This is a genomic window from Citrobacter sp. Cu233, assembly GCF_030332225.1.
Classification (GTDB): Bacteria; Pseudomonadota; Gammaproteobacteria; order Enterobacterales; family Enterobacteriaceae; genus Citrobacter.
In genome coordinates this window covers 187273-208217 of sequence record NZ_JAOWIF010000028.1, presented here as the reverse complement: position 1 = coordinate 208217, position 20945 = coordinate 187273, and the positions used below count along the sequence as shown (strand labels likewise).

At 43.8% G+C, this 20945-nt stretch carries 15 protein-coding genes; all 15 read left to right on the top strand.

What is annotated here, in order from left to right; genetic code table 11:
• Position 1 precedes the first annotated feature (1 nt).
• Positions 2-1480 carry an MOP flippase family protein gene (locus OGX95_RS01855; protein ID WP_286628120.1) on the top strand — a complete coding sequence of 493 codons (1479 nt, stop codon included), beginning with the start codon at positions 2-4 and terminating at the stop codon, positions 1478-1480.
• Between the two features lie 63 nt (positions 1481-1543).
• Positions 1544-2824 carry a colanic acid biosynthesis pyruvyl transferase WcaK gene (wcaK, locus tag OGX95_RS01850; RefSeq protein ID WP_286628678.1) on the top strand — a complete coding sequence of 427 codons (1281 nt, stop codon included), beginning with the start codon at positions 1544-1546 and terminating at the stop codon, positions 2822-2824.
• Entirely contained in the window at positions 2821-4041 is a 1221-nt protein-coding gene (wcaL, locus tag OGX95_RS01845) for a colanic acid biosynthesis glycosyltransferase WcaL (RefSeq protein WP_286628119.1), read from the top strand. Before wcaK ends, wcaL begins: the two co-directional genes overlap by 4 nt.
• An 11-nt stretch (positions 4042-4052) precedes the next feature.
• The gene (gene wcaM, locus OGX95_RS01840) at positions 4053-5441 is read left to right on the top strand and encodes a colanic acid biosynthesis protein WcaM (RefSeq protein WP_286628118.1); all 1389 of its coding nucleotides are present in this window, start codon (positions 4053-4055) and stop codon (positions 5439-5441) included.
• A 165-nt stretch (positions 5442-5606) separates the two neighbouring features.
• On the top strand, positions 5607-6497 hold the full coding sequence (galF, locus tag OGX95_RS01835; protein ID WP_061067685.1) for a GalU regulator GalF: 891 nt from the start codon (positions 5607-5609) through the stop codon (positions 6495-6497).
• Positions 6498-6879: 382 nt separating this feature from the next.
• Positions 6880-8295 (top strand): mannose-1-phosphate guanylyltransferase/mannose-6-phosphate isomerase, encoded by a 1416-nt coding sequence (locus tag OGX95_RS01830; RefSeq protein ID WP_061067686.1) that lies wholly within the window; start codon positions 6880-6882, stop codon positions 8293-8295.
• Positions 8296-8315: 20 nt separating this feature from the next.
• The gene (gene cpsG / locus OGX95_RS01825) at positions 8316-9686 is read left to right on the top strand and encodes a phosphomannomutase CpsG (protein ID WP_286628117.1); all 1371 of its coding nucleotides are present in this window, start codon (positions 8316-8318) and stop codon (positions 9684-9686) included.
• Between the two features lie 10 nt (positions 9687-9696).
• Positions 9697-10488, top strand: a complete 792-nt coding sequence (locus tag OGX95_RS01820; RefSeq protein WP_286628116.1) for an ABC transporter permease — start codon at positions 9697-9699, stop codon at positions 10486-10488.
• Positions 10488-11780 (top strand): ABC transporter ATP-binding protein, encoded by a 1293-nt coding sequence (locus OGX95_RS01815; protein ID WP_286628115.1) that lies wholly within the window; start codon positions 10488-10490, stop codon positions 11778-11780. The genes OGX95_RS01820 and OGX95_RS01815 overlap by 1 nt, the downstream gene beginning before the upstream one ends.
• Positions 11780-13474, top strand: coding sequence for a methyltransferase domain-containing protein (locus OGX95_RS01810; RefSeq protein WP_286628114.1), 1695 nt, complete (start codon positions 11780-11782; stop codon positions 13472-13474). Before OGX95_RS01815 ends, OGX95_RS01810 begins: the two co-directional genes overlap by 1 nt.
• A gap of 15 nt (positions 13475-13489) precedes the next feature.
• A complete protein-coding gene (locus OGX95_RS01805) occupies positions 13490-13783 on the top strand; it encodes a hypothetical protein (protein ID WP_286628113.1) in 294 nt (97 codons plus the stop codon).
• Positions 13784-13801: 18 nt separating this feature from the next.
• Positions 13802-17815: a glycosyltransferase gene (locus OGX95_RS01800; RefSeq protein ID WP_286628112.1), complete on the top strand. Its 4014-nt coding sequence runs from the start codon at positions 13802-13804 to the stop codon at positions 17813-17815.
• A 59-nt stretch (positions 17816-17874) separates the two neighbouring features.
• Entirely contained in the window at positions 17875-18909 is a 1035-nt protein-coding gene (gmd, locus tag OGX95_RS01795; protein WP_286628111.1) for a GDP-mannose 4,6-dehydratase, read from the top strand.
• Positions 18909-19805, top strand: a complete 897-nt coding sequence (locus OGX95_RS01790; RefSeq protein ID WP_119676889.1) for a GDP-mannose 4,6-dehydratase — start codon at positions 18909-18911, stop codon at positions 19803-19805. Before gmd ends, OGX95_RS01790 begins: the two co-directional genes overlap by 1 nt.
• Positions 19805-20941, top strand: a complete 1137-nt coding sequence (locus OGX95_RS01785) for a glycosyltransferase family 4 protein (protein ID WP_286628110.1) — start codon at positions 19805-19807, stop codon at positions 20939-20941. The genes OGX95_RS01790 and OGX95_RS01785 overlap by 1 nt, the downstream gene beginning before the upstream one ends.
• The last annotated feature ends 4 nt before the right edge of the window (positions 20942-20945 follow it).

The window sequence follows — 20945 nt, the reverse complement described above, 5'->3', positions numbered from 1 at the left end:
TATGAGCTTACGAGAAAAAACCCTCAACGGTGCCAAGTGGTCAGCCATTGCTACGATAATTATCATTGGCCTGGGGCTCATCCAGATGACGGTTCTGGCGCGGATTATTGATAATCATCAGTTCGGGTTATTAACCGTGTCGCTGGTGATTATCGCGCTGGCCGACACGCTGTCTGATTTTGGGATCGCCAACTCGATTATTCAGCGTAAAGAGATAGGTTATCTTGAACTAACCACCTTGTACTGGTTAAACGTTGGGCTGGGGATAGCCGTTTGTATTGCTATGTTTTCGCTCAGCGAGACTATAGCCGATGTGCTTAATAACCCTGAGCTGGTGCCACTGATTAAAACCTTAGCGCTGGCGTTTGTGGTGACCCCGCATGGGCAGCAGTTTCGTGCGCTGATGCAAAAAGAACTGGCCTTCAACAAAATTGGCATGATTGAAACCAGTTCAGTACTGGCCGGTTTTACTTTTACCGTGGTTAGCGCGCATTTTTGGCCGCTCGCCATGACGGCCATTGCTGGGTATCTGGTAAACAGTACGCTACGTACGCTGCTGTTTGGCTATTTTGGCCGCAAAATTTATCGACCAGGGCTGTGTTTTTCGCTTTCGTCCGTGTCGTCAAATCTGCGCTTTGGGGCGTGGCTGACGGCGGACAGCATCATCAATTACGTGAACACCAACCTTTCAACACTGGTGCTGGCCAGAACCCTGGGCGCTGGCGTGGCGGGAGGCTTCAATCTTGCCTGGAATGTGGCAGTTGTACCGCCAATCAAACTGAATCCGATAATTACCCGAGTGCTGTTCCCTGCGTTTGCCAAAATTCAGGACGATAGCGAAAAACTACGGGTCAATTTTTACAAGTTGCTATCCGTTGTCGGCATTATCAATTTCCCGGCCCTGCTGGGATTAATGGTGGTATCGAATAACGTCGTACCGCTGGTGTTTGGTGAAAAGTGGAACAGTATTGTTCCGGTGCTGCAACTGCTGTGCATTGTGGGTCTGCTGCGCTCAGTCGGTAATCCAATAGGCTCTTTGCTGATGGCCAAAGCACGGGTCGATATCAGCTTCAAATTCAATATCTTCAAAACCTTTTTGTTTATCCCCGCCATCCTGGTTGGCGGAAATATGGCGGGTGTGATTGGCGTCACGCTGGGTTTTTTACTGGTACAGGTTATAAACACCATCCTGAGCTATTTCGTGATGATCAAACCGGTACTGGGACCGAGCTATCGACAGTACATGCTCAGCCTGTGGCTACCGTTCTATCTCTCCTTACCCACGCTGGTGGTGAGCTACGCGCTGGGAATGGCATTGCAAAATAAATTGCCGTTAAGTGTGTTGTTAAGCCTTCAGATAGCCGCTGGCGCCCTGGCGTTTGTCGTGATGATTGTGCTGTCGCGTGATCCGCTGGTGGTGGAAATAAAACGCCAGTTCTGCCGAGGTGAAAAAATGAAAGCCTTGCTCCGCGCAGGATGAATAGCGTTTGTTGTCGTCCGGGGACGGGAAAACCGTCATCCGCACTGATTTTAAGAGGTCATGATGAAATTACTGATTCTGGGCAACCACACCTGCGGGAATCGCGGGGACAGCGCCATTTTGCGCGGTTTGCTGGATGCCATTCATACGCTCCAGCCTGAGACGGAAGTGGATGTGATGAGCCGCTATCCAGTGAGTTCCTCCTGGTTACTAAACCGACCGGTGATGGGCGATCCACTGTATTCACAGATGAAGCAGCATAACAATGCTGCAGGCGTCATGGGCCGCGTAAAGAAAGTGCTGCGTCGCCGCTATCAGCATCAGGTGCTGCTCTCACGCGTGACGGACTCAGGCAATCTGCGCAACATCGCTATTGCTCAGGGGTTTACTGACTTTGTCCGCTTGTTGTCGCGTTACGACGCCATTATCCAGGTCGGTGGATCGTTTTTTGTCGATCTTTATGGTGTGCCGCAGTTTGAGCATGCACTGTGTTCATTTATGGCCAGAAAACCGCTGTACATGATTGGTCACAGCGTAGGGCCATTCCAGGACGAACAGTTCAATCAGTTGGCGAATTACGTTTTTGGGCACTGCCATGCGCTAATTTTACGAGAGTCGGTCAGTCTGGAACTGATGAAACGTAGTGAAATAACGACAGAGAAAGTCGAGTCAGGTGTGGATACCGCCTGGCTGGTAGACAACCATCACGATGACTTTGAACCGGGTTATGCCGTACAGCACTGGCTACAAACGGCAGCAAAGCAGAAGACTGTCGCCATTACACTACGTGAACTGGCGCCGTTTGATAAGCGTCTTGGGACCACACAACAGGCCTATGAGCAAGCCTTTGCCGGAGTGGTTAATCGGATCCTTGATGAAGGTTACCAGGTGATGGCGCTCTCAACCTGTACCGGTATTGATAGTTACAACAAAGACGATCGCATGGTTGCACTGAACCTGCGTCAGTACGTTAACGATCCGGCCCGTTATCACGTGGTCATGGATGAACTAAACGATCTCGAAATGGGAAAAATATTGGGCGCATGTGACCTGACGGTGGGCACACGCCTGCACTCTGCCATCATCTCGATGAACTTTATGACGCCGGCGATAGCCATTAATTATGAGCACAAATCGGCGGGAATTATGCAGCAACTGGGGTTAGCGGAAATGGCGGTTGATATCTGCCATCTGTTGGATGGCAGCCTTGAAGGCAGGGTTGCCGATACTCTGGGACGGTTGGCTGAACTTAACGTCAGGGTGGAGGAGGCCGTTAAGCGTGAACGTGAACACGGTATGCATATGGTGCAATCGGTATTAACGCGTATTGAGGAGGGGAAATGAAAGTCAGCTTTTTCCTGCTTAAATTTCCGCTGTCCTCTGAAACCTTTGTGCTGAATCAGATCACCGCGTTTATCGATATGGGGCACGATGTTGAAATTATCGCGTTATATCAGGGCGATCTTGATAACACCCATGCTTCCTATGTGGACTACCGTCTGGGCGAAAAAACACGATGGTTATTGAAAGAACCGGCTGGCAGGTTGGCGAAGCTGAAATATCGTACCACGACGATTTTACAGGGCATTACCCGGACTGCAACCTGGAAAGCGCTCAATGTTCCACGCTATGGCGATGAGGCACGTAATCTGATTTTAGCGTCCATCTGTGCGCTAACCCCACGAGCACTCCAGGCCGATGTCTTTATTGCGCACTTTGGACCCGCAGGCGTAACGGCGACCAAACTACGTGAACTCGGCGTGCTTCGCGGCAAAATAGCCACTGTCTTTCATGGTATTGATGTTTCACATCGGGACATCCTTGCCCGCTATACCCCCGAATATCAGAAGCTGTTTCAGCGCGGTGATTTGATGTTGCCTATCAGCAATCTCTGGGCCGGACGTTTGCGGAATATGGGATGCCCACCGCATAAAATAGCAGTATCGCGTATGGGGATTGATATGACGCGTTTTACACCTCGTGAGGTGAAAGCGCCTGGCACACCGCTAGAAATTCTCTCCGTTGCACGGTTAACCGAGAAAAAAGGGCTGCATGTCGCTATCGAAGCGTGCCGCCAGCTGAAGGCGCGAGGTATCTCATTTCGTTATCGCATTCTGGGAATTGGCCCCTGGGAGCGTCGGTTACGTACGCTTATCGAGCAATTTCAACTGGATGATGTGATTGAAATGTCGGGATTTAAACCCAGCCATCAGGTTAAAGAGATGCTTGAGCAGGCGGATGTTTTCCTGTTGCCCTCCGTCACGGGAATTGATGGTGATATGGAGGGGATCCCGGTGGCGTTGATGGAGGCCATGGCCGTAGGGATACCGGTCGTCTCTACCGTGCATAGTGGGATCCCTGAGCTGGTGGAATCTGGAAAATCCGGCTGGCTGGCACCAGAGAATGATGCTCAGGCCCTGGCGGAGCGATTAGCGACGGTCAGTGTGCTCAACACTGAGCAAGTGAGGCCGGTGGTGGAGTGCGCTCGCGAAAAAATAGCCGCTGATTTTAACCAGCTCGCGATCAACAAACAGCTAGCCAGTCTGCTGCAAACGATGTAAATCGAGGTTGTATGCCAGAGAACAAACTCTCCCGACGTACTTTTCTTACTGCAGGTTCTGCGCTTGTCGTTCTCCATTCTCCCGTCGCAAGAGCGTTTGAAGCAAGGCGCAGCGTCAACATCGAGGATTACAATCCCCAGGATTGGGTTGCTTCCTTCCGGCAGGCGTTTTCAGAGGCGCAAACCGTTATCGTGCCTGCTGGTCTGGAGTGCAGGAATATCAATACCGCGATCGAAATCCCGCCTGGTAAAACGTTGCATCTGCAAGGCGGGGTCAGTAGCAGCAGTCGTGGGCGATTTATTCTGCAGGATGGCTGCCGCGTGACAGGGGGGCAGGGGGGGCGCTTGCGAAATATTACCCTTGATGTTCGGGGCTCCGACTGTGTGATTAAAGGCATAGCCATGAGCGGTTTCACCCCCGTGGCGCAAATTTATATCGGGGGGAAAACGCCGCGAGCGATGCGTAACCTCACCATTGATGACATGACTATCACTCATGCAAATTACGGGATCCTGCGGCAGGGGTTTCATAACCAGATGGATGGCGTACGGATAACCAACAGCCGTTTTAGTGACTTACAGGGGGACGCCATCGAGTGGAATGTCGCGATAAACGACAGTGACATCGTGATTTCAGACCATGTTATAGAACGCATTAATTGTACGAACGGAAATGTTAACTGGGGTATCGGTATCGGGCTGGCGGGCAGTACGTACGACAACACTTACCCAGACGAACTGGCGGTGAAAAGGTTTGTGGTAGCCAATATAACGGGCTCGGATTGTCGACAGTTAGTCCATGTGGAGAACGGCAAGCATTTTATCATTCGTAATATTACCGCGCGAAATATCACCCCGGATTTCAGTAAGAAAGCAGGTATCGATAATGCTACAGTCGCTATTTATGGATGTGATAATTTCGTTATCGATAATATCAATATGAAAAATAGCGCAGGGATGCTGATTGGTTACGGTGTGATCAAAGGACGGTATTTGTCCATCCCACAAAACTTTAAGTTAAATAATATTCAACTGGATAACACACACCTCGATTATAAATTACGTGGCATTCAGATTTCCTCAGGTAATGCAACTTCATTTGTGGCCATTACCAACGTTGAGATGAAGCGCGCGACGCTGGAGCTGCACAACAAACCTCAGCATCTTTTTTTGCGGAACATCAAGGTGATGCAGCAATCCACCACAGGGCCGGCGCTAAAAATGCACTTTGATCTGCGCAAAGATGTCCGCGGTAAGTTTATGGCCAAACAGGGCACCTTGCTCTCGCTGGCCAACGTTCATGCAGTCAATGAAGCAGGACAAAGCTCAGTTGATATTGACAGCGTAAATCACCAGGTTGTGAATGTCGCGGCCGTGAATTTTCGACTACCGGGCCGGTAATTTTACGACCATTCCTGGCTAAAAACCTACCCGGCTAAGATTATGATTACTGCATTCTGCCGATAAGCGGCGTAACATGCGTCCTAACTGAGCTATGTAATTCATACTGGCTAAAACAAGCTAAAAAGCTATAATTCAGCAACTATTGAATAGGTGAATGACTTAATGATTAATTTGAAAGCAGTTATTCCGGTAGCGGGCCTCGGGATGCACATGTTGCCTGCCACAAAGGCCATCCCAAAAGAGATGCTACCGATCGTTGATAAGCCGATGATTCAATACATTGTTGACGAGATTGTAGCTGCAGGTATCAAAGAAATCGTTCTGGTAACACATGCGTCTAAGAACGCGGTTGAGAACCACTTCGACACCTCTTATGAACTTGAATCGCTGCTTGAACAACGTGTTAAGCGCCAGTTACTGGCCGAAGTGCAGTCCATCTGCCCTCCAGGTGTGACTATCATGAACGTTCGTCAGGCACAATTGCTTGGTCTGGGTCACTCTATTCTTTGTGCCCGCCCAATTATCGGCGACAACCCTTTTGTGGTGGTGTTACCTGACGTCGTTCTGGATACGGCGAGTGCGGATCCACTGCGCTACAACCTGGCCGCAATGGTGGCCCGCTTTAATGAGACCGGGCGTAGTCAGGTGCTGGCAAAACGTATGGCTGGCGATCTTTCCGAGTATTCCGTTATTCAGACCAAAGAGCCTTTAGACAACGAAGGTAAGGTCAGCCGTATCGTTGAATTCATTGAAAAACCCGACCAGCCGCAAACCCTTGATTCGGACCTGATGGCCGTAGGGCGCTATGTGCTTTCTGCTGATATTTGGGCGGAAATTGAGCGTACGCAGCCTGGTGCGTGGGGGCGTATTCAGCTTACGGATGCTATCGCTGAGCTGGCGAAAAAACAGTCTGTTGATGCCATGTTGATGACGGGCGACAGTTACGACTGTGGTAAAAAAATGGGTTATATGCAGGCATTTGTGAAGTACGGACTGCGCAACCTGAAAGAGGGGCCGAAGTTCAGGGATCAAATTTTAAAACTGCTGAGCTAGTGCCACTGCTACCCTCATTGCCCACGATTTGAATCGGGTATCGCAACTGTATATGTAAAGAGTAATGATTTGTCTGATACCCGCAGCATGCTGCTACAAATGTTTTTTTATAAATTTCAAATACTAAAAAAGGTAGATCGGTAAGAAATTACCGGTCCGCCATAGGACATTTTTCTTGTCTATACAGTGAATAAATAAGAGAATATTCGGTTGAGATATTCCTTAATTCGTTGAGAGTTGTCAGCAATTTGTTTGCCCAACATAAAATGAGCAGTGTCCTGGTAGCTGTAGAGCCAGTGCGGTAGCGTGCCCATTTTTCATTGAGCTGCGGCGAAACTCTTCTGTTGGTTTAGTATAACGCATTGATATTTAAGGACCTAAGATGTTACTTCCTGTGATAATGGCCGGTGGTACCGGTAGTCGTTTATGGCCGATGTCGCGCGAGCTCTACCCAAAACAGTTTCTTCGTTTGTATGGGCAGCGTTCAATGCTGCAAGAAACTGTGCTTCGTCTGGATGATGTCGATGCACGGGAACCGGTAGTCATTTGCAATCAGGAACACAGATTTCTTGTTGCGGAGCAACTAAGACAAATTAATAAGCTCTCGCATAATATCATTCTTGAGCCCGTTGGCCGCAATACTGCGCCAGCAATAGCGCTGGCAGCATTAAGTGCAATAGAGAATGGCGATGATCCAATCCTTCTGGTATTAGCCGCAGATCACATCATTAACAACAAACCGGCATTTCACCAGGCGGTAAAGTCAGCATTTAAATTTGCCATGCAGGGGCGCCTTGTCACATTTGGGATTGTACCGACCGGTGCAGAAACAGGTTATGGCTATATTCACCGCGGTAAGGAAGAAGTTCTTGGTGAGAATATCGCTTACCAGGTTAGCCGTTTCGTGGAAAAACCGAACAAAGAAACCGCGGAAAGTTATTTAGCGTCTGGTGAATATTACTGGAACAGCGGAATGTTCATGTTCCGGGCCAAGAAATATCTTGAAGAACTGGAAAAATTCAGACCCGATATTCTTGAGTCCTGTAAGGCGGCGATCCGCGGTTGCAAAGATAGCGATGAGTTTATCAAGATCGATCGCGATCTGTTTATCGCTTGTCCGGATGAGTCCGTTGACTACGCGGTCATGGAGAAAACGACAGACGCTGTTGTCGTCGGTCTAGACGCAGACTGGAGTGACGTGGGTTCCTGGTCGGCACTATGGGAAGTGAGCCCTAAAGATAAAAAAGGTAATGTCCTGACGGGCGATACCTTCATGCACAACGCAAATAACTGCTATATCAACACCGATGAAAAATTGGTCGCAGCTATCGGTGTCGATAATCTGGTGATCATTAATACAAAAGATGCTGTACTGGTTGTTGATAAAGATCAGGTGCAGGATGTTAAGAAAGTTGTTGAGTATCTTAAAGCTAATCATCGCAGTGAATATAAGCGTCACCGGGAAATATACCGTCCGTGGGGGCGATGCGATGTGGTGGTACAGACCGAGCGTTTTAATGTAAATCGGATCACCGTTAAACCAGGTGCAGCGTTTTCGATGCAGATGCATCATCACCGGACAGAACACTGGGTTGTGCTTTCTGGCACGGGTGAAGTGACGATTAAAGATCAAAAATTCCTGCTGACTGAAAACCAATCAACCTTTATTCCCATCGGAGCACAACATCGACTGGAAAACCCAGGCAAGATTCCATTGGAACTGCTTGAGATCCAATCCGGCTCCTATTTAGGGGATGATGACATTATTCGTATTAAAGACCAGTATGGTCGTTGCTAATTTTGAAGGTATAAAGATCTATGTCTAAGCTGACTTGTTTTAAAGCCTATGATATTCGTGGAAAATTAGGCGAAGAATTAAATGAAGATATTGCGTATCGCATTGGTCGCGCATACGGTGAATTCCTCAAGCCTAAAACAATCGTGGTGGGCGGTGACGTTCGCTTAACCAGCGAGAGCCTGAAACTGGCATTAGCGAATGGTCTAATGGATGCGGGTACCGATATCCTCGATATTGGTTTAAGCGGGACAGAAGAGATCTATTTTGCAGCCTTCCATCTTGGCGTTGATGGCGGTATCGAAGTTACCGCCAGCCATAATCCGATGGATTATAACGGGATGAAACTGGTTCGCGAAAATGCGAAACCTATCAGTGGTGACACAGGATTACGCGATGTGCAGCGTTTAGCCGAAGAAAATAACTTCGCGCCTGTTGATGCTCAACTGCGCGGAAGCTACAAGAAGATCTCTATCCTGGACGCTTATGTCGATCACTTAATGGGCTACATTGATTTCGCGAACTTCACTCGTCCAATGAAGCTTGTGGTTAACTCTGGCAATGGTGCTGCAGGCCATGTCATTGACGCAATTGAAAAACGTTTCGTTACTGCTAATGTTCCCGTTACATTTATTAAAGTTCATCATCAGCCGGATGGCACTTTCCCTAACGGGATCCCTAATCCTCTGTTACCAGAATGCCGCAAAGACACTGCCGATGCTGTTAAAGAACATGGCGCCGATTTAGGGATCGCATTTGACGGCGATTTTGACCGTTGCTTCCTGTTTGATGAAGAAGGGCAGTTTATCGAAGGCTATTACATTGTCGGTCTGTTAGCCGAAGCATTCTTACAAAAAGAACCGGGCGCGAAAATCATCCATGACCCGCGACTGACCTGGAATACTATTGATATCGTGACTAAAGCTGGCGGCATTCCTGTGATGTCTAAAACGGGCCACGCCTTCATCAAAGAGCGTATGCGTAAGGAAGATGCGATCTACGGTGGCGAGATGAGTGCACATCACTACTTCCGCGATTTTGCATATTGCGATAGTGGAATGATCCCGTGGCTTCTGGTGGCAGAGTTGATTGCTAAAAGCAACTTATCGCTTGAGACGCTAGTGAGCGAGCGTATGAATGCATATCCTTGTAGCGGTGAAATTAACTATAAGGTCAACAATGCAAGTGTAATGATTGAGGCAATAGAGCAGCAATACGCGCTGATGGCGGAGCAAATTGATAAGGTAGATGGGTTGAGTATGGAGTTTTCTGACTGGCGGTTTAATATCCGTACATCAAATACTGAACCCTTATTACGCTTGAATGTTGAAACAAAATCTAATCCTGAAAAAGTTAAACTAAAAGTTTCTGATTTAGAAGTCTTCATCAAGTAAAGGTGAAACAGTGAAGGTTATAGAATTAATATGGGAGTATCGGGGTTTTATTCTCGGTAACATTAAAAGAGAATTCCAGTCAAAGTACCGAAACTCCTTGCTTGGGGTAACCTGGAGTGTATTAAATCCATTATCAATGATAGTGGTGTATACAGTTATATTTTCTCAAGTCATGCGGGCAAAATTACCCGGTGTTGATTCACAATATGCTTATAGTATCTATATATGTGCAGGTATTTTGACATGGGGGCTGTTCTCAGATCTTGTACTTAGATCTCAAAATATGTTTTTGGATAACGCCAATCTTATAAAAAAAATTAACTTCCCCAAATTATGCTTACCTGTTACTGTCATTGGTAGTGCGTTAGTCAATTTTTTTATCATATTTTCTTTATTTACGATATTTTTAATTGTAACTAATGACTTTCCAGGTCTTGCCTATTTCGCTCTTATTCCAGTACTCATTGTTATGATAATACTTGCTATGGGAATAGGTATTATTACTGGTGTCTTAAATGTATTTTTTCGCGATGTTGGGCAGTTTTTTGGTATTGTTTTGCAATTCTGGTTTTGGCTGACACCGATTATATATCCAGCAACAATTTTGCCTGCAAGTATTCATCCCCTAATGAAAATAAATCCTATGGCTAGCGTGATTGAGGCATGTCAAAAGATTTTAGTGAGTGGAGTTTTCCCAAATTGGCTTGGATTAATCTACCCGCTTAGTCTTGGTATCGTACTTTGTTTCATCGGTTTGCATTTGTTTAGAAAACATATTGGTGAAATGGTGGATGAATTATAATGGGTAGCATTACTGTTAAACAATTATATAAAGAATACAAAAGTTACCCGAATAAATGGGGACGCTTAATTGAGTGGTGTGGATTTACCAATAAAAAGAGGCATAAAACCAAGTCAGTCCTTAATGATATTAACTTTACAATTGAAGCCGGCGAGTCGGTAGGAATCATTGGCGTAAATGGTGCAGGTAAAAGCACCTTACTAAAGTTAATCACTGGCACTACACAACCCAGCCGTGGTGAAATAAAAGTAAATGGACGCATAGCTGCACTACTAGAGTTAGGTATCGGGTTCCATCCGGACTTTTCAGGTCGCCAGAATGTGTATATGGCTGGTCAACTGTTGGGCTATTCCACTGAAGAAATTGATAGTTTATTCCCTGAAATTGAAGCATTTGCTGAAATTGGAGAATATATTGATCAACCTCTAAGAATGTATTCTTCTGGGATGCAGGCCCGCCTTGCATTCTCGGTAGCCACGGCGACAAAACCGGATATACTTATTGTCGATGAAGCGCTATCCGTGGGCGATGTGTATTTTCAGGCGAAATGTTATTCAAGAATTGCGGAGTACAAAAAACAGGGGATGACTCTGTTACTTGTTTCCCATGCTGTAATGGACATCTCCAAACAATGTGACAGAGCTATCTTTTTAAAGGCAGGCAAAGTTTATGCTGATGGTCCTTCCAGAGAAGTCGTTAATCTATATATGGATGACTTGTTTGGTAAAAAGAAAGAGAATATTGCAAATAATCAAGATAATGAAAGCAATGTAATTAAAATTAATCAAGATTCAGAAGATCTCTATCATACACGCCCTGGATATCTGAAAGAGGAGCATCGTTGGGGACAAGGTGGTGCAAAAATTATCGATTACCTGACGGTAAGCGGTGGCGTAGAATATCCAACTGTAATCAATACTAATGATAAATTAGATGTTTATGTGAAAGTGCTTTTTGAAGACGATTTTGAGCATGTTACTCCGGGGATTTTACTCAAAAGTCTTGAAGGTGTATTTATCTATGGAAGTAATTCATACCTTTCTACAAAAGGGAAAATATTACCCACTGGGAAGTCTGGTCATATTGTAGTTTATAAATTCAGTATGAACTTATGCTTAAATGAAGGGGCCTACCTACTCTCGCTTGGGCTTTCGTCTGGAGATCCGACAAAAACAACGGATCCTATCGATAGAAGGTACGATTCTATATTATTAAAAGTTACAAACCGTGTCCATATGTGGGGATTGGTTGATATGCAGGCTGATTTTGAACAGATCGAGGAATTTATTTAATGACATATAAAGAACAATCAATTTCAGAACTGGTAGAGCAATTACCAGAGGTTTATCAGCCAATTTTTAAGCATCCTGAATTTAATGCGCAAGCATCTCGAACTCATGCCTGCTTTGATAGATTAGAAACTATAACATCGTTTTATGACTATATTTCCAAGGATAAAGGACGCCCTTTAAAAGTACTCGATTTAGGCTGTGCGCAAGGATTCTTTAGTCTGAACTTAGCTGCCCGAGGCGCTAGTGTTACAGCTGTAGATTACAGCCAACCAAATATTAATGTTTGCAATAAATTAGCAGATGAGAACAATGGTCTTAATATCGAGTTCTTGCTAGGTAGCATCGAAACAATTGTCCGGGAAAGAGTTAAAGAACAAGAATATGACCTTGTTCTTGGGTTAAGCGTATTCCATCATTTAGTTTATGAGCATGGGGCTGATTACGTTTTCGGACTTTTTGAAGAGTTGTCCAGTAAGGTTGAAACTGGCATTTTCGAGTTTGCGTTAAATTCCGAACCATTGTATTGGGCAGACGCTCAACCCGAAGAACCGCGTCAACTGATTGAGAGTTACACCTTTAACCATAATTTATCGATGCATGGCACACATTTATCGGTAGTAGAGCGTCCTTTATATTTCGCCAGTAATAAATACTGGAGCGTTGGTGGAAACTACGGTGTTATTGAGCACGCAATGCGTAGGTCACACCAGTTGGATAATTATTATCACGGGGATAAGAGACGTTACTATTTCTCAGATAATAAAATTATCAAGATCTTCTTAAAAGACGCTACCAATTGTAATTTTAATGAGCTAAAGAGTGAATCAGTTTTCCTGGAAAGAAAAATTGAAGGGTTTCGTTCTTCAGATTTGGTCTGCTATGGTAGCAATGAAAGTGAATCATGGCTAGTTAGAACCTTAACACCAGGTCGTTTGTTATTAGATATTATTCTGGCAGGTGATAAGTACGATGATGAGAAGATTGTCGCAGATATTCTTGAACAGATAACTCTTCTTGAAGAAAATGGTTTGTATCATAACGATCTTCGTCTCTGGAATATTTTATTGGGAGATGATGGGAAGGTTCATGTAATCGATTATGGTTCTATCTCTAATCGCATTTCTGATGGCGATGATCTCTATGGACAAATACTGTCATTCTTTGCTCTCATTAAAGAAATAGCACATCATAAAATTCGGGAACAAGAGAGCCAGCGGCCACAGTTTATATCACCTCATGATTTCCCAGAAAAATACAAAAAATGGCTCACAAAGGTATGGCTTCTGCCGAGTCATCAATGGAATTTTAAGAATATATATGCAGCCTTCCTTGATCAGAATGAGGTCAATGAAGATATCCCAGTATCAGCTATTCTGGAAAGCTATCTGTCATCAACAATAAACCATATGAATTGGCAAATTAAGCTTATCGAGAATAAAATTGTCACTTGCGACAGTAACGCATCTATTCATAGTCATGAACTGGATGTGAAACTTTCGGCTCAAATCGATAATCTTAGTGAGAAGATTGATGATACTAACAATCGTATCACTGGAATAATAGATGAGCATAATATTGAAAACCAACTACGGAATGAGCTTAATTTAGTCTATGCGAGTACTTCCTGGAAAATAACGTATCCTCTGAGGTTGATATCAACGTTAGTAAGAAAAGTGTTACGGTTCCGTGGGTGATTTCAGGAGAAAATTATGTTGCAAAAGATAAGTAAAGACATCATTTCTGCTGCGAGAATCTTTTTCGAAAATCGTCCACTGTTGAAGCAGCGTGTTGTGCGTTTTTTGAATCGCTATCCAAAATTAAAAAGTAGAATCAAAAGAGGGATGCAAGAAAGCTACAATAATACCCCCTCTTTAGATCTATTTGTAAATGGTTCTGTATCTGAAGATAACTGTAAAATAGTAGAGCGAGAAGGTTCTTTATCTATTAAGAAACAAGGTATCCATGAAGATAAGAAATCAGTACTTGAATCATGGTTCTACTAATCAATGGCTGTGGAAATAATGAAAAAAATACTTGCGCTTAACTTCTTTCCGGCATTCGTTCCAATATCTAATGGTGGTGAATCCAAACTTTATAATTTTTATAAAGCATTGAGCAAGTATCATCATGTAACATTGCTAACCTCTACTCATCCCGGAGTAAAAGAAGAAAAAATATACCATACGGCGACGTTCGTTGAGCGGCGGATCCCGAAGGATAAATATTTTGACCAATGCTGGCAAAATTTAGAAAGCTATACTTCGGAGGGCCACGGAGATCTGTCTGCCCCTGCTATTGCCGCTAGTGCACAATACCCAACAACGATGTTGGCAGCATATCTTAGTGAATATGAATCTGCCGATATCATAATTCATGACTTCCCATTCACCGTCGATTTTGACATTTTCTTGGGTATAGATAGTAAACCAAGAATTTATAATTCGCATAATTGTGAGACTGAATTATATCAGACGCTTCATCCATCAGAAAAATCGCAACCTATAGTTGACCTGGTTTCTAAAGCTGAAAAGAAATTACTGAATAACGCTGATCTGATACTTTATTGCGGTGAAAGCGATTATGAATCATTTAAAAAAATCGCGCCTCAAAAAGAATCTGTAATGTTTTATTCTCCGAATGGTATGGTCGATAACCATCGGGCAATACTCCGGAGAACAACAAAAGTTAAGCACTCAGCCGTTTTTGTTGGTAGTGCCCATTTGCCGAATGTAAACGCTGCAATCTATATTGCTAAAGAAATCGCTCCTAAATGTCCTAATATTATATTCGACATTATTGGTAATTGTTTACCAGCAGGTGAGTACGTAAAAAATGTTGTTAGACATGGACGCGTTACTGACGAAGAGAAAGTTAGGTTATTTGAAAACGCAAGCATTGCATTAAATCCCATGGAGTCAGGTAGCGGTTCTAATATTAAAGCACTAGACTACTTCGCCTATGCTTTGCCTATCTTGTCTACTCCTTTTGGCATGCGCGGATTTAATACTGAGTCTGGCAAGAATGTGATTGAAGGGGCGTTGGAAGATTTTCCTGATCTTTTGAAACAACATCTTTCAGATGATGATTTTGCAAACACAGTCGAAATAGGTCTTGCAGGAAAATTATTTGCTAGCGAGAATTATACGTGGGATGCTATTGTTGCAAACATCCTACCTGAGCTAGATAAGTTAGAGAAACAATCGAGTAATTATACACTAGTTCTTAATGATTATAACTCATTTTTAAATGTCGGCGGTGGAGCAACTCGGACCAGAGGGATCTATCAAGCTGTTAATGATATATCCTCTGTTGTTTTCATTTGCTTCTCAGACGATGAAAAGTTGTCTGTAGAAAAGTATAATGAAAAAACATATGTAATTTGCATCCCTAAATCGCCAGAACATCGCAAGCAAGTTGATGAATTAAATGCACAATTTCATGTGTCCTGCGATGATATAATTGCTAGCGCGCATTGTGCTAAGAATGATTTATTAGTAGCTGTTTATAATATTTTGAAAGTATCTTCACGATTTATAATTATCGAGCATCCATATATGGCACCGGTGCCGATTGCTTATCGTGACCGTTTTATCTATTCTTCGCAGAATGATGAAACAATTCTTAAAAAATCTCTACTGGAATGGCATCCCAAGAAGAATTATTTGATTGATTTAGTTACATCTGTTGAGAAAAAAGCGGTTGAATGTTCAGCGGCAACGATTGCAGTATCGGATGATGATGCTTATAGTCTTTTAGTTGGGAAAAAGACAGCGGGACCCATGATCGTTGTCCGTAATGGAGCTCAGCTACCGTCCCCAATTACTAATGAGATTAGTCAGCAAGTCGCACAGAGAATTATAAAAAAATCGGCGGTATTTCTTGGATCCGCGCATATGCCAAATGTGGATGCTGCCAATTTTTTATTAAAGAATATAGCGCCTAAATGCCCGGATGTTCAGTTTAATATAGTTGGGTCAGTTTGCAATTCTATCAACGTCAATCCGGGTAAAAATGTTATCTTGTGGGGAGTCGTAGATGAAGAAACCAAATCCGCTATTCTTCAAAACTGTCTTTTTGCAGTAAACCCAGTGACCTCAGGTAGCGGATCTAATATTAAGTTAGCAGATTTTTTCGCGAATGGTCTGTTTGTCGTCAGCTCAAAATTTGGTTTACGTGGCTATCCGAGTCATCTTCACAAACATATCGCACTGACGGAACCTGAAACATTTTCAGATGTGATAAATGCTTTATCTATTTCAGATGGTGTTTTCACTGATGAAATGAGAGCAGAGCGCAAAGATATATTCCGTGCTGAACTTTCTATGGTAGGAATCGCGAAGAAATTCGTTGATTTATTATTAAGCATGGAAAAACCAAAACGTAAGGTACTGTTTGTTACATATCGCTATACTCATCCTGAATTAGGTGGGGCAGAGTCAAATTTGAAGCGTTTTTTGAAAGCGCTTGGTGACACACAGGAGTTCGAAATTGATGTTGTTACTACAGAGGTCAGTCGAACAACTAACCATGCACGTTTCATGGAACGTTACGAATTTGATGCCGAGATCGGTGCACCAATTGAAATGTCTAATCTTCGCTTTGCTCGCTTTCCTGTTGACGATAGTCCGAGTTCAGCATTAAGTAATGCAACAAGTTTAGCATGGCGTGTGCAGCCCGTATTTGAGAAGGCTATTGTTCAACAAACCGATAAATTATCATTAGATGGGCTTGCATGGGGATGGGCTGATTTAGAGGGTGAAGTTTCAAGCCACTATCGCTGGAGCTACTCTTCTTGTGCAGTCAATGTGACAAAAGCAAGTAAAGTAAAACTGATAGGGTATATCCCCGAAAAATCATTAATTACATTGCAGTCCCCTGATGGGGGCATCTATCTCAGTCAGGAAATCGAACATAACTTTACGCTTGAATTGGAAGTTGATGCGGGTATATTCGAGATCTTTACATCTAGCCGATTTATGGGTGGCCAGGATCCTCGACCATTAGGTTTTATGCTTACTGAGTTAATCATTGATAGTGCACCACTCGATCTAACGCGACCAACTCTGGCAAGTGCCCAATGCATCTCGCCAGATAAAGTGTTTGATGTTCTGTCTACGGCTGCAGAGAAAACGCGCTTTCCATTAGGTATCAACCTAACAGATATAAGAGGTCCGCACTCTTCGTCGATGGAACATTATATTGCTACTAACATTGGTAAGTACGATTTGGTAGTAACGCACAACATTGTTTTCAAACCAGCGGTATTTGCTCTTGACTTGGCGAAACAGCATAATGTGCCTTCATTATTGATACCGCACGCGCATCTGGATGATGACTATTACCATTTCCCAGATTTAATTAATGCTGCGCGAAAAGCAACAAAAGTCCTCGCTGTACCTAAAGCAGCGAATGCTTTCTATGTTGAAAAAGGGTGCTGCTCTGAATATCTTCCAGCCGGTGCCGATACTGATGAAGAGTTCCTTGAGAGCGATCGCCATGAGTTTGAAAGCGTGTATGGCAGTGATGATGAATTCGTTCTGGTCCTGGGGCGTAAATCCGGAGCTAAGGGTTATCGTTCAGTAATCCAGGCTGTTGAATCTATTAACCAGTCTGGTAAAAAACTTCGATTAGTAATGATTGGTCCGGATGATGACGGTTTAATGATCACGTCCCCATACGTCTCTTATTTGGGGAGGCAGCCGCGCTCAGTGGTGCGTGGTGCATTGATGTCTTGCCTGGCTCTTGTAAATATGAGTTCAAGCGAAAGCTTTGGTATAGTATTACTCGAAGCCTGGTTGGCCAGAAAGCCGGTGATCGCCAATAAATCTTGTGTGGCATTTCATGATATGGCTGTTGATCAAGAAAATGCCCTGATGGTGAGTCACGAAGAGCTACAGGATGCTTTGGTGCGCTTAAGAAACGAGCCGGCTCTGTGCGAGCGCCTGGGGAGTAATGGTTTTGAAACAGCTCAAAAATTTAGCTGGAAAGTGGTTGAAAACGACTTTGTAAATATTTGTCGTAAAGTAGCTCGATAAGACTTCTCTTCACATTGTTACATTGTCACTAATTATTAATAAGAGATTGATAGATTATTATGAATATAGCGATTGTTACTGGTATTACGGGTCAAGATGGTGCTTATCTGGCAGAACTGCTGCTTGGTAAAGGGTATAAAGTATACGGAACATACCGACGTACCAGCTCTGTCAATTTCTGGCGTATTGAAGAGTTGGGCATTGCACAGCACCCGAACTTGACTTTGGTTGAATACGATCTGACTGACCTGTCTGCTAGTATCCGCTTGCTGCAGCAAACTGAAGCTACTGAGATTTATAACTTAGCTGCGCAGAGCTTCGTCGGTGTATCTTTCGAACAGCCGATTACTACAGCAGAGATTACGGGTCTTGGTCCAGTAAATCTTCTGGAAGCTATTCGTATCGTTAATCCTAAAATTCGCTTTTACCAGGCATCAACGTCAGAAATGTTTGGTCTGGTTCAGGCTGTTCCGCAGAAAGAAGATACTCCGTTCTATCCGCGCAGCCCATATGGCGTCGCGAAACTGTATGCTCACTGGATGACCGTGAACTACCGTGAGAGCTATAATATTTTTGCATCAAGCGGAATCCTGTTTAACCACGAATCACCATTACGTGGTCAGGAGTTTGTAACGCGTAAAATCACTGATTCTGTTGCAAAAATTAAGCTGGGAAAACTTGACGTTCTTGAACTCGGTAATATGGACGCTAAGCGTGACTGGGGTTATGCCAAAGAGTATGTAGAAGGAATGTGGCGTATTCTGCAGGCAGAAAAACCAGATACCTTCGTACTGGCAACTAACCGTACTGAGACTGTGCGCGACTTTGTCAGCATGGCTTTCAAAGCTGCTGGATTTACACTGCGTTTTGAAGGTAAGGATGAGGAAGAAGTGGGTATTGACACCGCAACTGGAAAAACGTTGGTTCGTGTAAATCCAAAATTCTTCCGTCCTGCTGAAGTCGATCTACTAATTGGTAATCCAGCTCGTGCAAAAGAAATTCTGGGATGGGAGCCAAAAACTTCGCTGGAGCAGTTGTGCCAGTTGATGGTTGAGGCAGATTTGCGTCGTAACCAGCAAGGGTTTTCGTTCTGATGTTCGGCGCCGGCAAACATGCTCTGGTGACAGGGATTAATGGTTTTACCGGCCGCTATGTGGCAGCGGAATTATCCGCTGCCGGATATCGGGTATTTGGTATTGGCGCAATGCCTTTTGATCAACCAGATTATTACCAGGTTGATCTAATGGATACTGCGAAATTGCAGGAGGTTATTCAGCTCATACAACCAAACGTTGTTATACATTTGGCCGCTATCGCTTATGTTGGGCATGGTGATGCAGATGCTTTCTACAACGTCAATTTACTTGGAACGCGCAATTTATTGCAGGCTTTGAGTGCCTGCAGCACCATCCTGGATGGTGTGCTTCTCGCCAGTAGTGCTAACATTTATGGAAATGGTACAGCAGGGCAGCTGAATGAATCTGCGGCAGCAAATCCAGCGAACGATTATGCCGTCAGCAAGTTGGCCATGGAGTATATGTCTCGATTGTGGATGGACAAGCTACCTGTATTCATAACGAGGCCATTTAACTATACAGGTGTTGGTCAGGCGGAAAACTTTCTTCTGCCAAAGATAGTTAAACACTTTAAATCAAAATCACCGACGATCGAGTTAGGTAACATTGATGTTTGGCGCGATTTTACGGATGTTCGTGCACTAAGCCATGCTTATGTCAAATTATTACAGGCAAAACCAGTTGGCGAAGTTATTAACATCTGCTCTGGCCGTACATATTCACTGAGAAAAGTTATTGAACTTTGTGAAAAAATAACCGGACACCATCTGACCATCCAAATTAATCAAGAATTTGTCCGGGCAAATGAAGTTAAGACACTTAGTGGGGATCCATCTAAACTACAATCATTTATTCCCGATTGGAATGTCCCACCACTCGAAGATACCCTGCGCTGGATGTTGGAAAACGAGTAATGAAAGTCATATTTGGAACTGATGCAATAAAATACCCACTAACAGGTATCGGTCGCTATGCATTTGAGTTGGCTAAATGTTTATCTGATGCTCCAGAAATATCTGAATTACTTTTTTTAAATGGGCATCGACTTACTCAGCAAATGCCCGTGGCTAAAGAAAATAGCTCTTCAACAGAAGGGCTTAAAAGTTTAATAAAAAAGAGTCGACTGGCTTCGGAAGTATATAGGCTTACAGCACCATGGTTGAAGACAAATGTCTTAAGAAATCATAAGGATGCGATTTATCATGGGCCAAATTTTTATCTGCCACCCAAGGTAGAACGCTGTGTTGTCACGTTTCATGATCTTTCTGTTTTTACTTTACCGCAATGCCATCCACCTGAAAGAGTTAGGTATATGCGTAAAGAGCTTTTACAAACGGTAAAGCGAGCATCAGTATTTATTACAGACTCTGATTTTACCAGATTGGAACTGATTAATTATTTCAATATTTCTGAAGGTAGGGTATTTACTGCAAAGTTAGCATGCAGTGATGAATTTAGGCCCCGCCGTGAAGAAGATATAACTTCTGTTCTCGGAAAATACGAGCTTACCTTTAAAAAATACACCCTGTTTACTGGCTCGATTGAGCCGAGAAAGAATATTACGACATTGCTTGATGCCTACGAACGTCTGCCACTGTCACTGAGAAAGCGGACTCCTCTCGTTATTAGCGGCTTCAAAGGGTGGAACAGTGATACTCTACATCGTCGATTTGAACAAGGTAAACGAGAAGGGTGGCTGCGCTACCTGGGATTTACACCGTCAAGCGATTTACCTGCACTCTATGCAGGTGCTGTTAGTTTTTTATTTCCATCACTCTATGAGGGATTTGGGCTACCAGTATTGGAGGCAATGGCATCTGGGACTCCGGTTGTTTGTTCAAACAGCTCTTCACTTCCTGAGGTTGCAGGTAGCAGCGCTTTAATGTGTGATGCTATGGATGTTGAGACACTTACGTCTTTAATTATGAAGAGTCTTACTGATACGGAATGGCAGGATAATGCCACTAAAAGTGGATTATCACATGTTAACCAATTTTCATGGAAACGATGTGCAACTGAAACGGTTGCTGCATATAAACAGGTGAAGTAAGATT